At 61.5% G+C, this 16,952-nt stretch carries 16 protein-coding genes; 6 read left to right on the forward strand and 10 right to left on the reverse strand.

The window, feature by feature from the left end:
- Positions 1-15: 15 nt before the first annotated feature.
- From AACY42_RS15020 to AACY42_RS15055, 8 genes are all read right to left on the reverse strand, one after another.
- Complete coding sequence (locus AACY42_RS15020; protein WP_339480422.1) at positions 16-1,581, reverse strand: flagellar hook-associated protein 3; 1,566 nt, start codon at positions 1,579-1,581, stop codon at positions 16-18.
- Between the two features lie 13 nt (positions 1,582-1,594).
- Positions 1,595-3,661 carry a flagellar hook-associated protein FlgK gene (gene flgK, locus AACY42_RS15025; protein WP_339480425.1) on the reverse strand — a complete coding sequence of 689 codons (2,067 nt, stop codon included), beginning with the start codon at positions 3,659-3,661 and terminating at the stop codon, positions 1,595-1,597.
- Positions 3,662-3,671: 10 nt separating this feature from the next.
- The gene (gene flgJ, locus AACY42_RS15030) at positions 3,672-4,976 is read right to left on the reverse strand and encodes a flagellar assembly peptidoglycan hydrolase FlgJ (protein WP_339480428.1); all 1,305 of its coding nucleotides are present in this window, start codon (positions 4,974-4,976) and stop codon (positions 3,672-3,674) included.
- A gap of 10 nt (positions 4,977-4,986) precedes the next feature.
- On the reverse strand, positions 4,987-6,060 hold the full coding sequence (locus tag AACY42_RS15035; RefSeq protein ID WP_339480493.1) for a flagellar basal body P-ring protein FlgI: 1,074 nt from the start codon (positions 6,058-6,060) through the stop codon (positions 4,987-4,989).
- A 42-nt stretch (positions 6,061-6,102) separates the two neighbouring features.
- Complete coding sequence (flgH, locus tag AACY42_RS15040) at positions 6,103-6,798, reverse strand: flagellar basal body L-ring protein FlgH (protein ID WP_207966010.1); 696 nt, start codon at positions 6,796-6,798, stop codon at positions 6,103-6,105.
- Between the two features lie 72 nt (positions 6,799-6,870).
- Positions 6,871-7,656 (reverse strand): flagellar basal-body rod protein FlgG, encoded by a 786-nt coding sequence (gene flgG, locus AACY42_RS15045; protein WP_053146447.1) that lies wholly within the window; start codon positions 7,654-7,656, stop codon positions 6,871-6,873.
- 49 nt (positions 7,657-7,705) lie between these two features.
- Entirely contained in the window at positions 7,706-8,443 is a 738-nt protein-coding gene (locus AACY42_RS15050; protein ID WP_253472393.1) for a flagellar basal body rod protein FlgF, read from the reverse strand.
- A 248-nt stretch (positions 8,444-8,691) separates the two neighbouring features.
- On the reverse strand, positions 8,692-10,251 hold the full coding sequence (locus AACY42_RS15055; RefSeq protein ID WP_339480439.1) for a sigma-54-dependent transcriptional regulator: 1,560 nt from the start codon (positions 10,249-10,251) through the stop codon (positions 8,692-8,694).
- A 41-nt stretch (positions 10,252-10,292) separates the two neighbouring features.
- Here AACY42_RS15055 and AACY42_RS15060 point away from each other — a divergent pair, with 41 nt between their 5' ends.
- From AACY42_RS15060 to AACY42_RS15075, 4 genes are all read left to right on the forward strand, one after another.
- On the forward strand, positions 10,293-10,547 hold the full coding sequence (locus AACY42_RS15060) for a hypothetical protein (RefSeq protein WP_339480442.1): 255 nt from the start codon (positions 10,293-10,295) through the stop codon (positions 10,545-10,547).
- A gap of 146 nt (positions 10,548-10,693) precedes the next feature.
- Entirely contained in the window at positions 10,694-11,479 is a 786-nt protein-coding gene (gene phhA, locus AACY42_RS15065) for a phenylalanine 4-monooxygenase (RefSeq protein ID WP_339480444.1), read from the forward strand.
- A 98-nt stretch (positions 11,480-11,577) separates the two neighbouring features.
- Complete coding sequence (locus AACY42_RS15070) at positions 11,578-11,934, forward strand: 4a-hydroxytetrahydrobiopterin dehydratase (protein ID WP_003184087.1); 357 nt, start codon at positions 11,578-11,580, stop codon at positions 11,932-11,934.
- Positions 11,934-13,127, forward strand: a complete 1,194-nt coding sequence (locus tag AACY42_RS15075) for an amino acid aminotransferase (protein ID WP_339480446.1) — start codon at positions 11,934-11,936, stop codon at positions 13,125-13,127. Before AACY42_RS15070 ends, AACY42_RS15075 begins: the two co-directional genes overlap by 1 nt.
- A 146-nt stretch (positions 13,128-13,273) precedes the next feature.
- Here the strand turns inward: AACY42_RS15075 and AACY42_RS15080 are convergent, their stop codons facing one another.
- Positions 13,274-13,837 carry an NAD(P)H nitroreductase gene (locus tag AACY42_RS15080; protein WP_339480448.1) on the reverse strand — a complete coding sequence of 188 codons (564 nt, stop codon included), beginning with the start codon at positions 13,835-13,837 and terminating at the stop codon, positions 13,274-13,276.
- Between the two features lie 161 nt (positions 13,838-13,998).
- Between AACY42_RS15080 and AACY42_RS15085 the strand changes: the two genes are divergently transcribed.
- A complete protein-coding gene (locus AACY42_RS15085) occupies positions 13,999-15,453 on the forward strand; it encodes a TrkH family potassium uptake protein (protein WP_339480450.1) in 1,455 nt (484 codons plus the stop codon).
- Here the strand turns inward: AACY42_RS15085 and AACY42_RS15090 are convergent.
- On the reverse strand, positions 15,410-16,471 hold the full coding sequence (locus AACY42_RS15090; protein ID WP_339480451.1) for an AraC family transcriptional regulator: 1,062 nt from the start codon (positions 16,469-16,471) through the stop codon (positions 15,410-15,412). The genes AACY42_RS15085 and AACY42_RS15090 overlap by 44 nt on opposite strands.
- A 159-nt stretch (positions 16,472-16,630) precedes the next feature.
- Here AACY42_RS15090 and AACY42_RS15095 point away from each other — a divergent pair, with 159 nt between their 5' ends.
- Positions 16,631-16,942 (forward strand): DUF962 domain-containing protein, encoded by a 312-nt coding sequence (locus AACY42_RS15095; RefSeq protein ID WP_339480453.1) that lies wholly within the window; start codon positions 16,631-16,633, stop codon positions 16,940-16,942.
- Positions 16,943-16,952 lie beyond the last annotated feature (10 nt).

Below are 16,952 nucleotides of genomic sequence, written 5' to 3' on the forward strand. Positions count from 1 at the left end.
TCGGTCGATACCGGCTCAGATCTTGTTGAACAGACCCAACTGGGCGATCTTGCTGAACGCCAGTTGCGAGGCCTGCAACATGGTCTGCTGCAAGGTCAGGCGAGTCATCACTTCGGCCGCATCGGAATCACGAATCGACGATTGAGTCTGGTTATTGGCCAACAGCAGGCTCTGGTTTGTGTCGCTTTGGGTTTCCAGGGCCTGACCACGCCCACCTACCGAGCTCAAAGCGCTGGACAACTGATCGGTGCCGCTGGCCAGGTTGCCGATACCGGAGGCCAGCGATGCCTGCAACTTCTGCAACGCAATCGGATCGTTGTTGGTCGGCGTGCTCAACGCGGTTTTCAACTGGTTAACAGTGTCCAGAATATTCTGGGTCTCATGGGTGTTGACCGCGATGCTGAACTGATCGTCAGCGGCAGGCGTTCCGTCCAGGGTAAAGCTCACACCCGAGGCGGTGGCCACGTTGCCGGCCAGGGTACCGCTGGACACCGGCTGGCTGTTGGCGGTCAGCGGCGCGCTGTAGAGGTCGAAATCGGTGGCACTGGTGAACTTCAATACGGCCGAACCGGTAGGGAAACTGGCGTGATAGGCCACCGGGTCGGTGATTTCGCTGCCAGTGACCTGGACCGTGGTCGGGTTGCCCGCGCTGCGGGTCGTGACAAAAGTATCCGGCTTGGCGGCCAGGGTGAAGGTGTGGCCAGGCAACACAGTGCCCGCGGTATCACCGGTTTGCAGGTTGATGTTCAGGGTCAGTTCCAGACCACGGAACTGTACCGCCTGACCACTTTTGCTGTTGGGATCAAAAGCACCGCCCTGACTGGCTTCGGCGGTGACGTCGTTGCCGCCGGAGTCGGTGATTTTCAGTTGCGTACCGCTGGTGAATTCAACGGTGTACGGCTCACCGCTGCGGAATTTACTGTTGTAGGTGACACTGGACGACACCTGGCCGTTGGACAGCACTACGCGGCCATCATCCACCGCAGGCGCGGTCAGGGTGACCTGGCTGCGGCTGGTGTTGACGGCCTGCTGGAACACTTCCCAGCCGGTGCTGTTGGTGGCCATCGACATGGTGTCGCCGACGGGCAGGTCGAGGGTCACCTGGTCACCGTTATAGCTGTAGCTGCCATCGTTGTTGCGGGTGAACGGAATGGTGTCGCCCTTGGAGCCGGCGAAAATGTACTTGCCGTTTTCGTCCTTGCTGTTCATCAAGCTCAGCAGCTGTTCTTCGATCTGCGCCAGCTCCGAGGCGTTGGCCTGGCGATCGGCGTCGGTGTAGCCGGCGTTGCCGGCACCGACGGCCAATTCCTTGGCGCGCTGCAGCACGTTGCCAATGCTGGTCATCACCGCTTCAGTGGTGCCCAGGGTCGCCTTGATGGTGTTGGTGTTGGTTTCGTACTGAGCCAGCATCGACGCTTGCGTGCCCAGTTGCAGCAGACGCGAAGCCCCCACCGGGTCATCGGCTGCGGTGTTCACCCGCACCAGGCTGCTGGCTTCTTCGCTGGTCTTGACCACGTTGGCGAAGTTTTTCTGGTAGTTCGCAGCCGTGCTTTCGTAAAACTGGGAGGTGGAAATGCGCATGGGCTACGGCTCCTTAAAGACTGTTGATCAGCGTGCTGAAGATTTGCTGCGCCGCCTTGATAATCTGCGAAGACGCGGTGTAGTACTGCTGGAACTTGACCAGATTGCCGGTTTCTTCATCCAGGTCCACGCCCGACAGCGAGTCGCGGGCGTTCTTGGCGTTGTCCAGGATCGCGCCAGTGGCGGCGCTGTCGAGCTTGCCCTGGGCGGCCTTGGAACCTACGCCTTCCACCAGCTTGCCGTAGGCATCGTTCAGGGAAATACCCTTGCTGGAGGAACCGGTGTCCACGGTCTTGGCAGTCTGCAAGCCGGCCAGGACAGTGCCGTTACGGTTGTCCAGGCTGCCGGCCTGGCTGAGGCTGACGTTGATGGAGGCACCGTTGGACGGGGCGCCGGCAATGGACATGTCGAACGTGACGGTGCGTTGCACCGCCGGCACGGACGAATCCATGATCGGGTTACCGCTGGCATCCTTGAGCGGAACACTCAGGCTCAAGGTGTTGCTTTCGCCGGGCTTGATCGTGCCATTGCTGATCGGGAGGCCTTGGGCATCGAGCAGCTGGTACGCCTGACTGGTGCCATCAGCGGACGTCGCGCCGAACACCACCTTGACCGGCATGGAGTTCTTGATGCCGTTCTGGACGATGGTCGTGGTGGCGGCGTCGTAGATGTCCAGCTTCGTGGTCATGCTCGGCTGGCCACTGGCCGGGATGGTCAGCGTACCGCTGCCGCCCGGCGTGATGGCGGCGCCCAACGGGGCAGCAATCGCAAGCCGCTTGGAGTCGGTCATCTCAGTCTTGATGTTGGCCGCCTCGTTGCGGGTCGGCGTAAGCTTGAACGAGTCGCCGGCGGCGGCGGTGCCGTTGGCGAAAGTCATCGAGAAACCGTCGATCACGGGCGGCGGCGTGGTCGCAGTGTTGAACGCGCCCATTGAGGTGCCGTCGGGCAGGCGCTGGACGGTGTAGTCCGTGCCACTGGTGAACGTCACCTTGTAATCGTTGGTGGTCAGCTTGCCGGTGTCTTCGATGGCGATGTTGAAGTTGCCGGAGCCCACACTGTTGTTCAACGACGCAACGCTGCGCTGACTCATCTGCGCAGTGCTGTTGATATTGCTGAACAGGTTGGAGCCGAAGGCCCCGTTCATGTCGATGCCTGACGCCTGGATGCTGTTCATCTGGTCGGCGACCACCAGGGCCACGCGACCCAGCTCGTTCATGGCCGGGTCGAGCACGGTGCTGCGGTAGCGCATCAGGCCACCGATCTCGCCGCCAGTGAGCACCGACGTCAGGTCCATGGAGCTGGAACCGCTGTTGAGCTGGATACCAATACGCCCCGGATCGTTCTTGTCCGGCACCGCTTCCAGGGTATTGACGATATTGCCCATCACCAGTGGTTGGCCGGAACCCAGGTAGATGTCCAGGCTGCTGCCGTTCTCGACGACCTGCGTGCCGGTGAACGCCGAGAGCTGGCGAATGGTTTCGCTGCGGGCATCGAGCAGGTCATTGGGGGCGCCACCGGAGTTGGAGACTTCGGCGATTTTCTTGTTCAACTGCGCAACGGTGGCCGCCAGGTTATTAACCTGGTCGACCATGTTCGACAAGTTGCCATTGATGTTCTGGCTCTGCTCCGTCAACTGGTTAGCAACCGAATTGAAACGGTTGCTCAGAGCCTGGGCATCGCTGAGCAGCAACTGACGGGATGCATCATCACCCGGCTTGGCGTTGACGTTCTGCACCGAGGCGAAAAACTTGGTCAGCGCCCCGTTGAGACCGGTGCCGCTGTCCGACAACAGGGAGTCGAGCGGCGTGATCTGCCCCTGATAGGCCGCCGCGTCACTGTTGAGCGACGTGGTGGTTTTCAGTTGTGCTTCAAGGAAGGCGTTATACACCCGACGCACATCGGCCAGGGTCGTGCCGGAACCGATGAACACGTTGCCGTATTGGTTCGAGGCCTTGGTGGTCTGCACGGTCTGCTGGCGCGAATAACCGGCGGTGTCGACGTTGGCAATGTTGTTACCCGTGGTCACCAACGCAGTCTGGCTTGCTGACAGACCCGACATCCCTATATTGAGCAAACTCATGGTTCAGACCTTATAAAGTCGTGGTGGCGCCTGCAGAAGCGTAGTTTTGGTAACTCGTCATCTGCCGGGCTATGTTCGAAATCTTGCTGGCGTAGTGCGGATCGGTGGCGTAACCGGCTTTCTGCAACTCGCGTACAAACTGTTCTGGGTTATCGGCCGACTTCAGTACATCTTGATAGCGACTGTTGCTTTGCAGCAGGTTGACCAAGTCATGGAAACTGTCGCGGTACGAGGCGTAGGAACGGAACTCGGCCGTCTCCTTGACCATCGCGCCATTGCGGAATTCGCTGGTGATCGCCCGGGCCGAATCGCCCTTCCAATTGGCGCTGGCCTTGATACCGAACAGGTTGTGACTGCTGCCGCCATCGGGCTGGCGCATGACCGATTTGCCCCAACCGGTTTCCAGGGCGGCCTGGGCCACCAGGTAACGCGGGTCGAGGCCAATGCGGTCGGCCGCTTCCTTGGCCATTGGCAACATGGCATTGATGAATTCATCGGCATCGCGGAAGGCTTTGCGCGCCGGCGCCAACGGTGGCTGTGCCACGGCGCGGCCATAGACCTGCATGTCGCCTTTCGGCTCGGCGGCCTTGAGTGCGGCCAACCAGTCGCCATTGGCCAGGTCGCCAGTGGCCGGTTTGACGGCGCCGATGGCGCGATCCGTCAGGACGTTCTGCGCAGGCACATCGGCATTGACCGCCGCCGAAGGCACCAGCCCGGCGAGCAGGCGGTCGGCCAGTTTCGGTGGCAGGGCCAAGCGGCGCTGGTTGAGCAATTCCATGTCGTTGCGGTGGACACCCTCGGCCCCTTGCGGCGCACTCACGGCCCGCGAAGCCCACAACGGCCGCTGGCCACTGATACGCGACAACGGGCCGTCGGTGGGCAGGGTCCCGGCACCCAGCGGTGTCGGCACTGGCGCCTTGGTGACCTTGTCCAGCGCCTCTTGTTGCTTGGCAGCCGACAAGGTTGCCGCCTCGCCGGGGGCCAGTGGCTTGTTCTTGGACATCTGGCGCAGCAGCACATCGGCCAGGCCAATACCACCGCCTTCGCGGGACATGGAAACGGCCAACTGCTGGTCGTACATCTCCTGGTACTGCTTGGCTTCTGGCGTGTTCATCGGATTGTCCTTGCCCAAGGCCTCGGTGGCCGAGCGCATGGACTTGAGCATTTCGCCGAGGAACAGCGACTCGAACTCCTGCGCCACTTTACGCAGGTTGCTGTCGCTGTTCTTGTCGCCGACCTTGAGCTGGTTCAAGCGGTTCAGGTCCGAGTAGGAACCCGAGTCCCCGCTGATCAAAGCGCCCTTGCGCATATCCATGGCTCGCCCCTCAAATCACGATGAGGTCGGCTTGCAACGCGCCGGCCTGCTTCAAGGCTTCGAGGATCGCCATCAAGTCGCCCGGCGCCGCGCCGACCTGGTTCACCGCCCGGACGATTTCATCCAGGGTAGTGCCCGGACCGAACTTGAACATCGGCTTGGCTTCCTGCTCGGCATTGACTCGCGAGCGCGGCACCACGGCGGTCTGGCCGTTGGACAGCGGCCCCGGCTGGCTGACGATCGGGTCTTCGGTGATGGTCACGGTCAGGCTGCCGTGGGTCACGGCGGCCGGAGACACCTTGACGTTCTGGCCGATCACGATGGTGCCGGTACGCGAGTTGATGATGACTTTCGCCACCGCCTGGCCCGGGTCGACCTCAAGGTTTTCCAGGATCGACAGGTAGTCGACCCGCTGGCTCGGATCCAGCGGCGCCGTGACGCGCACCGAACCACCGTCGAGGGCCTGGGCCACGCCTGGGCCGAGCATGTCGTTGATCTTGTCGACGATACGCTTGGCGGTGGTGAAGTCGGAACGGTTGAGGTTCAGCGTCAGGCTGTTGCCCTGGTTGAAACCGCTCGGCACCGCACGCTCCACCGACGCACCGCCAGGGATGCGACCGGCCGACGGAACGTTGACGGTGATCTTCGAACCGTCGCGCCCCTCGGCATCAAAACCGCCGACCACCAGGTTACCCTGGGCGATGGCGTAGACGTTGCCGTCGATCCCCTTGAGCGGCGTCAGCAGCAGGGTGCCGCCACGCAGGCTCTTGGAGTTACCGATGGACGAAACGGTGATATCCACCTGCTGGCCAGGCTTGGCGAACGCCGGCAGATCGGCACTGACCGACACCGCCGCGACGTTCTTCAACTGCACGTTGCCAGAGCCGGCCGGCACCTTGATACCGAACTGCGACAACATGTTGTTGAAGGTCTGCAAGGTGAACGGGGTCTGGGTGGTCTGGTCACCGGTGCCGTTCAGGCCCACGACCAGGCCGTAGCCGATCAACTGGTTGGAACGCACGCCGGAAATGCTGGCGATGTCCTTCAAACGCTCGGCCTGAGCGGTAAAGGCTGCGGACATCATCAGGGCACCGATCAACAGCTGCTTAAGATTCAACGGGGCCACCTAGAAAGGGAACTTCGGGCTGAGGAAGAAACGGTCGAACCAGCCTGGCTGACTCGCATCGGCAAAGGCACCGGTGCCCGAATAGGTGATGCGCGCATCGGCCACGCGGGTGGACGAAACGGTGTTGTCGGTGGCGATGTCGTCGGCGCGAACCATGCCAGCGATGCGCACCAGTTCGTCACCGGTGTTGAGGGTCAGCCACTTCTCGCCGCGCACGACAATGATGCCGTTGGGCAGCACATCGGCGACGGTCACGGTGATCGAGCCGGTCAGGCTATTGCTCTGCCCGGACTTGCTGTCGCCCTTGGTGGCCCGGTCGGAGCCGTAGCCGGCGTTGAGGCTCAGGTCGCCGCCACCGATCGGGTTGTTGGTGGTCAGGCTGGAGCCGAACAGCGAGGTCAGGCCGACGCTGGTTTCGCTGGTCTTGTCGATCTGCGAGTTGGCGTTCTTGCTGGCCTGGGTCCGCTCGTTCAGGGTGATAGTGATGATGTCACCGACCCGGAAGGCCTTGCGGTCGCTGTACAGGTTCTGCTCGAAACCGGCCTGGTAGATCGAGCCATTGTTGGCGGCAGCCGGCAACGGCGTGCGCGGCAACACCGGAGCGTAGTACGGGTCATTGGGCCTGGGTGTCGGCGCGACACAGCCCGCGAGCGCGGTGATCCCACTCAGTGCCAGAACAGATACGAAGCGTTTCATGACCCTACCTCTTGGTGTTGCAGGCGACCCTGGGGCCGCCCTGTCTACGTAATGACGGACGTTGCGACGTGATTACAGATTCTGCGTAACGAACGAGAGCATCTGGTCGGCGGTGGAGATCACCTTGGAGTTCATCTCGTAGGCGCGCTGGGTGGTGATCATGTTGACCATCTCCTCGACAGTGCTCACGTTGGACGTTTCCAGGGTGTTCTGCAGCGTGGTGCCGAAACCGTTCAGGCCCGGGGTGCCGACTTGCGGCGCGCCACTGGCGGCGGTTTCCAGGAACAGGTTGTTGCCCACCGCTTGCAGGCCGGCCGGGTTGATGAAGTCGGCGGTCTGCAGGTTGCCGATCACCTGAGCGGCCGGGTTGCCCGCCACGGTGATGGACACGGTGCCGTCACGGCCCACGGTAAAGGTCTGGGCATCGTTCGGAATGATGATGGCCGGCTCCAGGGCGAAACCGCTGGCGTTGACGATCTGGCCGTTGGAGTCGAGGTGGAACGTACCGTCACGGGTGTAAGACGTGGTGCCGTCCGGCTGCAGAATCTGGAAGAAACCGCGACCGTCGATGGCCATGTCCAGCGGCTGCTCGGTGGTTTGCAGGCTGCCGGCGTTGAAGTTTTTCTGCGTGCCGACGATGCGCACACCGGTACCCACTTGCAGGCCCGACGGCAATTCGCTGTCCTGGGTCGACTGGGCGCCAGGCTGGCGTTTTACCTGATACAGCAGGTCCTGGAACTCGGCCCGATCACGCTTGAAACCCGTGGTCGAAACGTTCGCCAGGTTGTTGGAAATGGTCGTCAGGTTGGTGTCCTGGGCGGACAGACCTGTTTTGGCAACCCATAGAGCCGGAAGCATTCGATTCTCCTCGTACGCCTGTTTTTCGGCGCGACGCTTTAGTTAATGGTTAGATCTGCAAGACCCGAGCCATGGCCTCGTCGCCTTCTTTGGCGGTGTTCATCATCTTGACGTGAAGCTCGAACTGCTTGGCCAGGGCCAGCACCGAGGTCATTTCATCCACGGCATTGACGTTGCTCGCTTCCTGGAAGCCCGACACCAACTGCACGTTGGCATCGATGGGCGCCGCCTGGCCGTCCTTGGTCCGGATCGAACCATCCAGGCCCTTGGTCATGTTCTTGAGGTCCGGGTTGACCAGCTTGATGCGGTCCACTTCAGCCATCACCCGCGGGCCTTCGCCCATGGCGCGGATGCTGATGGTGCCGTCCTGACCGATTTCTATTTTCTGCTCTGGCGGCACGGCGATCGGACCGCCGTTGCCCATCACCGGCATGCCGTTGCCGGCGCGCAGCACGCCCAGGGCATCAACATTGAGGCTGCCGGTGCGCACGTAGCTTTCACCGCCATCGGGGTTCTGCACGGCCATCCAGCCCGGCCCACTGACCGCCACATCGAGGTCGCGGCCGGTTTCCACCAGTGCACCCGGAGTGAAATCAGTCGCCGGCCGTTCGGACAGGGCAAAGGCCCGCGCCGGAAAGCTGTCGCCGAACACTGGCATCGAACGTGCCTGCTCCAGGTCTTTCTGAAAACCATTGGTGGAGATGTTCGCCAGGTTGTTGGCATGGGCCCGCTGCGCCAGTGCGTTCTGGCTGGCGCCGGTCATTGCCACATATAGGTACTTGTCCACTGTCGTTCCTCTGCATGCCGGACGTTTGCCGCCCACTGCTGTGTTGCACAGCCTCAAGCAATTTGCAGACCAACTTTTTTCTGGCGCTGATGGGCCCGACAAACAAAGGGCTTGGAGGTTCTGGAAGGCGTTCTGCAAATGTATCGAAGACGAAAAACCGGCGGTGTCGTGCCGGTTGGTGGCAATGCTTGTCCTTGAATAATGGCCACTGCTCGCGATGAGGCCAGCAAAACACAATAGATAAATAGCTACGACTCAGTCTTACCGACCTCATACTCGCGCAACTTGTTGGCAATGGTCGTATGGGAAACCCCCAGCCGCTTGCCCAGTTGCCGGCTGCTGGGATGCTCGGAGTACAGGCGTTCCAACACTGCTTTCTCGAAGCGTCCGACGATCTCGTCCAACCCACCCTCAAGGGAAAAATCGCCAAGGGGTTGGCGCACGCCATAGTCCGGCAGGCGAATATGCTCGGCCTTGACCGTGCCGCCGTCGCACAGGGAAACGGCCTGGAACAGCACGTTTTCCAACTGCCGAACATTGCCCGGCCAATGGTAGTGACTGAGGCGGTCCATCGCCGCCGGAGCCAGCTTGGGCAACGCGCAGCCGATCTGGCGACTGGCCTGGTCGAGGAAATGTTCCACCAGCGGCGCCAAGCCATCGAGGCATTCGCGCAGCGGTGGGATGTGCAAGGAAAGGACGTTCAAGCGGTGGTACAAATCCTGACGGAACTCTCCCCGGGCGCAGAGTTCGGACAAATCGACCTGGGTGGCGCAGATGACCCTGACGTCCAGGTAGACCTCTTCATCGCTGCCGACACGCCGAAAGCAACCGTCTTGCAAAAAGCGCAGCAGTTTCACTTGCAGCCGCGGGCTCATTTCCCCTACCCCGTCAAGGAACAGCGTCCCCCCGGCAGTCAGCTCCAGCAGGCCGAGCTTACCTTCGGCCCGAGCACCTTCGAAGGCACCCGGGCCGTAGCCGAACAGCTCAGTCTCGGCCATGGACTCGGGCAGCCCGGCACAGTTGAGCGCCATCAAGGGTGATTGCCCGCGCGGGCTCGCCAAATGGCAAGCGCGAGCCAGCAGCTCCTTGCCAGTACCGGTTTCGCCTTCTATCAATAGCGGCGCGTCCAGCGGTGCCATGCGCCGGGCCTCACGGACCACCGCCGCCATCACTTTCGAGCTCTGGAAAATACTGTCGAAGCCGCGCAACTCCTGCTTGCGCACGTTATAGATACGTTCGCCCACCCGGTCGGCCCGGTGCAGCGTCAACACCGCACCGGCCATGGCTTCGCTGTCGTCGTGCTCCGATTGCAGTGGCGCGATGTCGGCCAGGAACACATCGCCCTTGACCTTGACCCGCAGGCCATTGATGCGCGACTGGTTGGCCCGCACCAGTTCCGGCAAGTCGAAATCCTCGGCGTAGCGGGACAAGGGAATCCCCGGCACCTCGTCCACTCGCACCCCGAGCAACTGCGCCGCCGCCCGGTTGGCCGCAACGATGGAGCCGCCCATGTCGATGGACAGCACCGGGAACTCCAAAGCGCCGAGCAAGGCGTTGAGTTCCATGTGCCGACGCTCACTGGGCATCAGCCCTACACGCTTGACGCCAAATACCCCGGCAATGCCCTCGAATTTCGGACGCAGCGCCTGGAACTGGATGTTGATCAGGTTTGGGCAGTGCAGGTAAATCGCGTTGCCCTGCTCGCCACCGACCTCCCCCCGGGCGACGTTGATGCCGTACTCCACCAACAGATTGAGGATGTCCCGCAGGATGCCGATGCGATTCTGGCAATGGACTTTGATGCGCATGAAAAGGCCCGATGTGTAGTAGAAATTCGTGGTAAGCGAGCTTGTTCCCGCTTGTTGGAGCTACCGAGCGAAGCGAGGCTGCGATCTTTTCCCTGGCAGTTGAATCTCGAGCGAAAGATCAAGATCAAAAGATCGCAGCCTTCGGCAGCTCCTACGGCGCAGCCCGGCGGGGAGCACACGCCCTCACCATCGTTTTTCTGCTGGATGGTACAAATAATCGTCAAGATTATGTGACAGATGCAGGCCTTTTCCCAGCTGAAAACCCCAACAACATCGTACCTCCCGCCAAAACGTAACGAAAACTTTACGAGCTAACCCTTCGGTCGTCCGATCCATCGCCGCCAAGCCGATGCGCATACCGCTGCTTCGAGCTATCTCTAATACATCGCTGGACATAACAACAACACGTCTTCCCCCCGAGGGAAATCAGCAGGAGAGCAGCATGAAGCAGACGCAGTACGTGGCCCGCGAGCCCGATGCGCAAGGTTTTATCCACTACACCGTCGAAGAACATGCGGTGTGGAACACGCTGATCACCCGCCAGCTGAAAGTCATCGAAGGCCGTGCGTGCCAGGAATACCTGGACGGCATCGACAAGCTTGGCCTGCCCCACGACCGTATCCCGCAACTGGGCGAAATCAACCAGGTGCTGGGTGAGACCACGGGCTGGCAAGTCGCCCGGGTGCCGGCGTTGATCCCCTTCCAGACCTTCTTCGAATTGCTCGCCAGCAAGCAGTTCCCGGTGGCGACCTTCATTCGTACCCGGCAAGAGCTGGATTACCTGCAAGAGCCGGACATTTTCCACGAGATCTTCGGCCACTGCCCATTGCTGACCAACCCCTGGTTTGCCGAATTCACCCACACCTACGGCAAACTCGGCCTACAGGCGTCCAAGGAAGAACGCGTCTACTTGGCGCGCCTGTATTGGATGACCATCGAGTTCGGCCTGGTGCAGACCCCGCAGGGCCGGCGCATCTACGGTGGCGGCATCCTGTCTTCGCCCAAGGAAACCGTTTACTGCCTGTCGGACGAGCCGGAGCATCAAGCTTTCGACCCGCTGGAAGCCATGCGCACGCCGTATCGCATCGACATCCTGCAACCGGTGTATTTCGTACTCCCCGAGCTCAAGCGCCTGTTTGACCTGGCCCACGAAGACATCATGGGCATGGTCAAGCGCGGGCGGGAACTGGGCTTGCACGCCCCGAAATTCCCACCAAAGGCGGCGTGAACCGCGTCTTTTAATCTCAATTGAGTCTGTTGCACAGCGCAGCTTTGCTTTAGCGTGGGTGCATCGACGTTTTCAAATATTCGATTCAGGAACACACCATGAACACTCTGAACCAAGCCCATTGCGAAGCCTGCCGCGCCGATGCCCCACAAGTCAGCGACGAAGAACTGCCGGTGCTGATCAAGCAGATCCCCGACTGGAACATTGAAGTGCGCGACGGCGTGATGCAGCTGGAAAAAGTCTTCCTGTTCAAGAACTTCAAGCACGCCCTGGCGTTCACCAATGCCGTTGGTGAAATCTCCGAGGCCGAAGGCCACCACCCAGGCCTGCTCACCGAGTGGGGCAAAGTCACCGTGACCTGGTGGAGCCACTCCATCAAGGGCCTGCACCGCAACGACTTCATCATGGCCGCCCGCACCGATGACGTGGCCAAGACCGCCGAGGGCCGCAAGTAATGCATTTCGATGCCATCGGCCGGGTACCCGGCGACCCGATCCTCGGCCTGATGGAGGCCTACGGGGCGGACGCCAACCCGAGCAAGTTCGACCTGGGCGTGGGTGTCTACAAGGATGCCCAGGGCCTGACGCCGATTCTTCAGTCAGTGAAGCAAGCTGAACAACGGCTGGTGGATCGCCAGACCACCAAGACCTACATCGGCGGCCATGGCGACGCTGCATTCGGCCAATTGATCAACGAGCTGGTGCTGGGCGCCGACTCACCGCTGATCAGCGCAAAACGTGCCGGCGCCACCCAGACACCGGGTGGCACCGGGGCGCTGCGCCTGAGTGCCGACTTCATCGCCCAATGCCTGCCGGGGCGTGGCGTATGGCTGAGCAACCCGACCTGGCCGATCCATGAAACCATCTTTGCCGCGGCCGGGGTCAAGGCCAGTCATTACCCTTACGTGGGCGCTGATAATCGCCTGGATTTCGAAGCGATGCTGGCGACCCTGAACCAGGCGCCCAAAGGTGATGTGGTGCTGCTGCACGCCTGTTGCCACAACCCCACCGGGTTCGACCTGTCCCATGAGCAATGGCACCAGGTGTTGGAGGTGGTGCGCAACCGCGACCTGCTGCCACTGATCGACTTCGCCTACCAGGGCTTCGGCGATGGCTTGGAGCAGGACGCCTGGGCGGTCCGGCTGTTTGCCCAAGCCCTGCCGGAAGTGCTGGTCACCAGTTCCTGCTCGAAGAACTTCGGCCTCTACTGCGATCGTACCGGTGCGTTGATCGTCTGTGCCCGGGATGCCGAGAAGCTGGTGGACATCCGCAGCCAACTGGCAAACATCGCCCGCAACCTGTGGTCGACACCGCCGGATCATGGTGCGGCCGTGGTCGCGACCATTCTCGGCAACCCGGAACTCAAGAGCCTGTGGGCCGATGAAGTCCAGGCCATGCGCCTGCGCATCGCGCAATTGCGCAGCGGCTTGCTGGAGGCCCTCGAACCCCATGGCTTGCGCGAGCGCTTCGCCCATATCGGCGTACAACGCGGGATGTTCTCCTACACCGGCCTGACGCCAGAACAGGTCAAGCACCTGCGCGAGCGCCACAGTGTCTACATGGTCGGCACCGGCCGGGCCAACGTGGCCGGCATCGACGCCACGCGCCTGGACCTGCTGGCCGAGGCGATTGCGGATGCGTGTAAATAACACCACCGTCGGCTGTTGATGGTGTGGCGAGGGAGCTTGCTCCCGCTTGGTTCTGTAGGCGCTGGCGAAGCCTGCGATATTTTGATCTTTCGCTTGAGACTCAAGTGTCTGGGGAACGATCGCAGCCTCGCTTCGCTCGGCAGCTCCTACAGACCTGTCCACGCGCTGACAAATTCTGCGGTTTCCACCTGCGGTGCGGTACGTGCTTCTTTCTGCGGCGTGCCCAGGTAAAGGAAACCGATCACCTCTTCCCCGTCTTCAAGGCCAAGCCCCCTGGCCACATGCGGCGAATACACCAGTTCGCCGGTGCGCCACACGCCGCCAACCCCTTGGGCATATGCCGCCAACAAGATGCCATGGGCCGCGCAGCCAGCCGCCAACAGTTGCTCGGATTTTGGGATTTTGAAATGGTCCTGCAAACGGGCAATCACCACCACGACCAGGGGCGCACGCAATGGGCCGTTGAGGGCCTTTTCCACGACGGCTTCCGCTACCAGCGGGTCATTGAACCGCGCTGCTTCGGCCAGCAGTTCGCCCATGCGATGCCGCGCCTGCCCTTCGACCGTCAGAAACCGCCATGGCCGCAACTGGCCGTGATCCGGCGCCCGCATCGCTGCGGCGAACATGAGTTCGCGCTGTTCCGGCGTGGGGGCCGGGTCCACCAGGCGCGGAACGGAAACACGATTGAGCAAAGCGTCGAGAGCCTGCATCGGCCACCTCCTGAAAAAATGTCCGGCTATTCTAGTGGCTGTGCGGCGAGTTCGTTAGCGCAAATTCCACGACCCGGCGCCCACTCGGCGCCGGGTGCCGGTTTACAGGACGCTTGTCGCAGGTAGAATGGCGCCCTTCCCTTTCAGCCTGAGCGGACTTCATGGCGTTGCCGACCCTGCGGATCATTGGTTTCATCATCGGCATCTTCCTGATCACCCTGGCGATCTTCATGGTCGTGCCCATGGCCACCCTGATGGTCTTCGAGCGCACCGGCGACCTGCCGTCGTTCCTCTGGTCGAGCATGATCACCTTCCTCGCCGGCCTGGCCCTGGTGCTTCCCGGACGGCCGGAACACATCCACCTGCGCCCGCGCGACATGTACTTGCTGACCGTCAGCAGTTGGCTGGTGGTATGTATCTTTGCCGCGTTGCCATTCCTGCTGACCCAGAAGATCAGCTACACCGACTCGTTTTTCGAAAGCATGTCTGGCATCACCGCCACCGGCGCCACCGTCCTCAGTGGCCTGGACACCATGTCCCCGGGCATCCTGATGTGGCGCTCGCTGCTGCACTGGCTCGGCGGTATCGGCTTCATCGGCATGGCGGTGGCGATCCTGCCCTTGCTGCGTATTGGTGGCATGCGGCTGTTCCAGACCGAATCGTCGGACCGCTCGGAAAAAGTCATGCCCCGTTCCCACATGGTGGCGCGGCTGATCGTGGCGTCCTACGTGGGCATCACCATTCTCGGCACCCTGGCGCTCTGGTGGGCCGGGATGAGCCTGTTCGATGCCATCAACCATGCAATGTCGGCGATCTCCACCGGCGGTTTTTCCACCTCGGACCAATCCCTGGCCAAGTGGACCCAGCCGGCGGTGCACTGGGTCATTATCGTCATCATGATCCTCGGCAGCCTGCCGTTTGCCCTGTACGTTTCGATGTTGCGAGGCAATCACCGAGCACTGATCAAGGACCAGCAGGTCCAGGGGCTCATCGGGGTGTTGCTGGTGACCTGGCTGGTGCTCGGCACCTGGTATTGGGCGACCACCGACCTGCATTGGCTGGAGGCGCTGCGGCACGTGGCACTGAACGTGACGTCCATCGTCACCACCAGCGGTTTCTCCCTAGGCGATTACAGCCTGTGGGGCAATTTTTCGCTGATGCTGTTTTTCTACCTGGGGTTCGTCGGCGGTTGTTCAGGCTCGACAGCCGGCGGCATCAAGATCTTCCGCTTCCAGGTCGCCTACATCCTGCTGCGGGCCAACCTTAATCAACTGATCCACCCCCGCGCGGTGATCAAGCAGAAATACAACGGTCATCGCCTCGACGAAGAGATCGTGCGCTCGATCCTTACGTTCTCGTTCTTCTTCGCCATCACCATCTGCGTGATCGCCCTGCTGCTGTCGCTGCTGGGTGTGGAATGGATGACGGCGCTGACCGGTGCGGCCAGTACCGTGTCCGGCGTCGGCCCGGGGTTGGGGGAAACCATCGGGCCGTCCGGCAACTTCGCACCGCTGCCGAACGCGGCCAAGTGGATTCTGTCAGGAGGCATGCTGCTGGGCCGACTGGAGATCATCACGGTGTTCGTGCTGTGTATCCCGGCGTTCTGGCGTCACTGACCGCTTCAGGCTGGCTCGCCAACCGTGCCCGGTATTCGCCAGGCGTGGTGTCGAACCAGCGGCGGAAAGCCCGGAAAAAATTGCTCGGGTCAGCAAACCCCAGCAGATAGGCGACTTCCAGCAGCGTCATGCCCGGCTGCGCCAGGTACTGCTCGGCCAGTTCGCGACGAGTGTCCTCAAGCAATCGCTGGAAACTGGTGCCCTCTTCCTGCAAGCGCCGCTGCAAGGTGCGCTGCGACAGGTGCAGCGTCTGCGCGACCATGTCACGCTTGGGCTCGCCTTGGGGCAACAGTCGGCACAACACTTGTCGCGCCTTGTGGGTCACACGGCTTTCCGAAAAACGCGCGAGGTACTCGCCGGCAAACCGGTCATGCAACTGCGCCATGGCTTCGTTCGCCGTCGGCAGCGGCGCCTCCATGTCGGCCTGTTCAAAAATCAGCGCGTCATAAGGCGCACCGAACACCAGCGGCGCGCAGAAGGCTCGCTGATAAGGCGTCTGGTCCAGGGGTTCGGTGCCTTGGAACAGCACTTTTACTGGCTGCAAGGTACGTCCGGTCAGCCAGTTGCACAGAGCCAACGCACAGGCCAGGGACGCTTCGGCACTTTGCCGAGTGGGGGGCAAATGGTCGCCATGCACCGTCAGGATCAGCCCGTAGCCCTCTTCCAATCGACGAAAACTCAAGTCGGCGCTTTCGGCAATAATCCGCTGGTATCGCACCAGTCGCTGGAAACCCTCCACCAGCGTGCGACTGGACATCAAGGCGTAGCCCGCCACATGGAACGAGGCCGGGCGCACCACTTTACCCATGTTCAAGCCAATGGCCGGGTTACCGGACAATTCCACCGCCCGTTGCCAGAGCCGCGTCATCGAGTCCTGGGGGAACCGTGCATCCGGATCGTCCAGCGCATCAAAGTCCAGCCCCAGTTGCTTGAACAGCATCCGACAATCCAGGCCGTCCATTTCCAACGCCTTGACAATCCCCATCGCCCAGCTCGAAGAAGTCGTTCGTTCGTTCATGACGATTTACTTGCATGACGAGCCGCAGGATACGGCTGGATTTGCGAAGGATACTAAAGTGGCGCTGATTGTCACTGGCCGCTGCAAATGATCACTCTAGACTTGAGTGAGAAGCCTGCTGCATCGATCGCCAGAACAACAACCACAGAGAGCGCCGTCGTGGAAAACACCAAACGATTCAATACGTTCGCGGAGTTCTACCCGTATTACCTCGGCGAGCACAGCAACAGCACCTGCCGACGATTGCATTTCATCGGCACCTCCCTGGTCATCCTGATTTTCGTCATGGCCCTCGTCGTGGGTAGCGGGTGGCTGTGGCTCGCCCTGCCCGTGGCCGGCTACGGCTTTGCCTGGGTCGGGCACTTCTTCTTCGAAAAGAACCGTCCGGCCACCTTCCAGCATCCGTTCTACAGTTTGCTCGGCGATTTCGTCATGTACCGCGACATGCTGCGGGGCAAGGTTGCGTTCTAGCCAAAGGAGT

Source organism: Pseudomonas sp. RL_5y_Pfl2_73, assembly GCF_963970515.1.
In the GTDB taxonomy this organism is placed as follows: domain Bacteria; phylum Pseudomonadota; class Gammaproteobacteria; order Pseudomonadales; family Pseudomonadaceae; genus Aquipseudomonas.

Bases quoted from the DNA above. Each gene is read 5' to 3' on its own strand.
- AACY42_RS15020 (WP_339480422.1), bottom strand. From the start codon at position 1,581: ATGCGCATTTCCACCTCCCAGTTTTACGAAAGCACGGCTGCGAACTAC.
- flgK (WP_339480425.1), bottom strand. From the start codon at position 3,661: ATGAGTTTGCTCAATATAGGGATGTCGGGTCTGTCAGCAAGCCAGACT.
- flgJ (WP_339480428.1), bottom strand. From the start codon at position 4,976: ATGGATATGCGCAAGGGCGCTTTGATCAGCGGGGACTCGGGTTCCTAC.
- AACY42_RS15035 (WP_339480493.1), bottom strand. From the start codon at position 6,060: ATGATGTCCGCAGCCTTTACCGCTCAGGCCGAGCGTTTGAAGGACATC.
- flgH (WP_207966010.1), bottom strand. From the start codon at position 6,798: ATGAAACGCTTCGTATCTGTTCTGGCACTGAGTGGGATCACCGCGCTC.
- flgG (WP_053146447.1), bottom strand. From the start codon at position 7,656: ATGCTTCCGGCTCTATGGGTTGCCAAAACAGGTCTGTCCGCCCAGGAC.
- AACY42_RS15055 (WP_339480439.1), bottom strand. From the start codon at position 10,251: ATGCGCATCAAAGTCCATTGCCAGAATCGCATCGGCATCCTGCGGGAC.
- phhA (WP_339480444.1), top strand. From the start codon at position 10,694: ATGAAGCAGACGCAGTACGTGGCCCGCGAGCCCGATGCGCAAGGTTTT.
- AACY42_RS15070 (WP_003184087.1), top strand. From the start codon at position 11,578: ATGAACACTCTGAACCAAGCCCATTGCGAAGCCTGCCGCGCCGATGCC.
- AACY42_RS15075 (WP_339480446.1), top strand. From the start codon at position 11,934: ATGCATTTCGATGCCATCGGCCGGGTACCCGGCGACCCGATCCTCGGC.
- AACY42_RS15080 (WP_339480448.1), bottom strand. From the start codon at position 13,837: ATGCAGGCTCTCGACGCTTTGCTCAATCGTGTTTCCGTTCCGCGCCTG.
- AACY42_RS15085 (WP_339480450.1), top strand. From the start codon at position 13,999: ATGGCGTTGCCGACCCTGCGGATCATTGGTTTCATCATCGGCATCTTC.
- AACY42_RS15090 (WP_339480451.1), bottom strand. From the start codon at position 16,471: ATGAACGAACGAACGACTTCTTCGAGCTGGGCGATGGGGATTGTCAAG.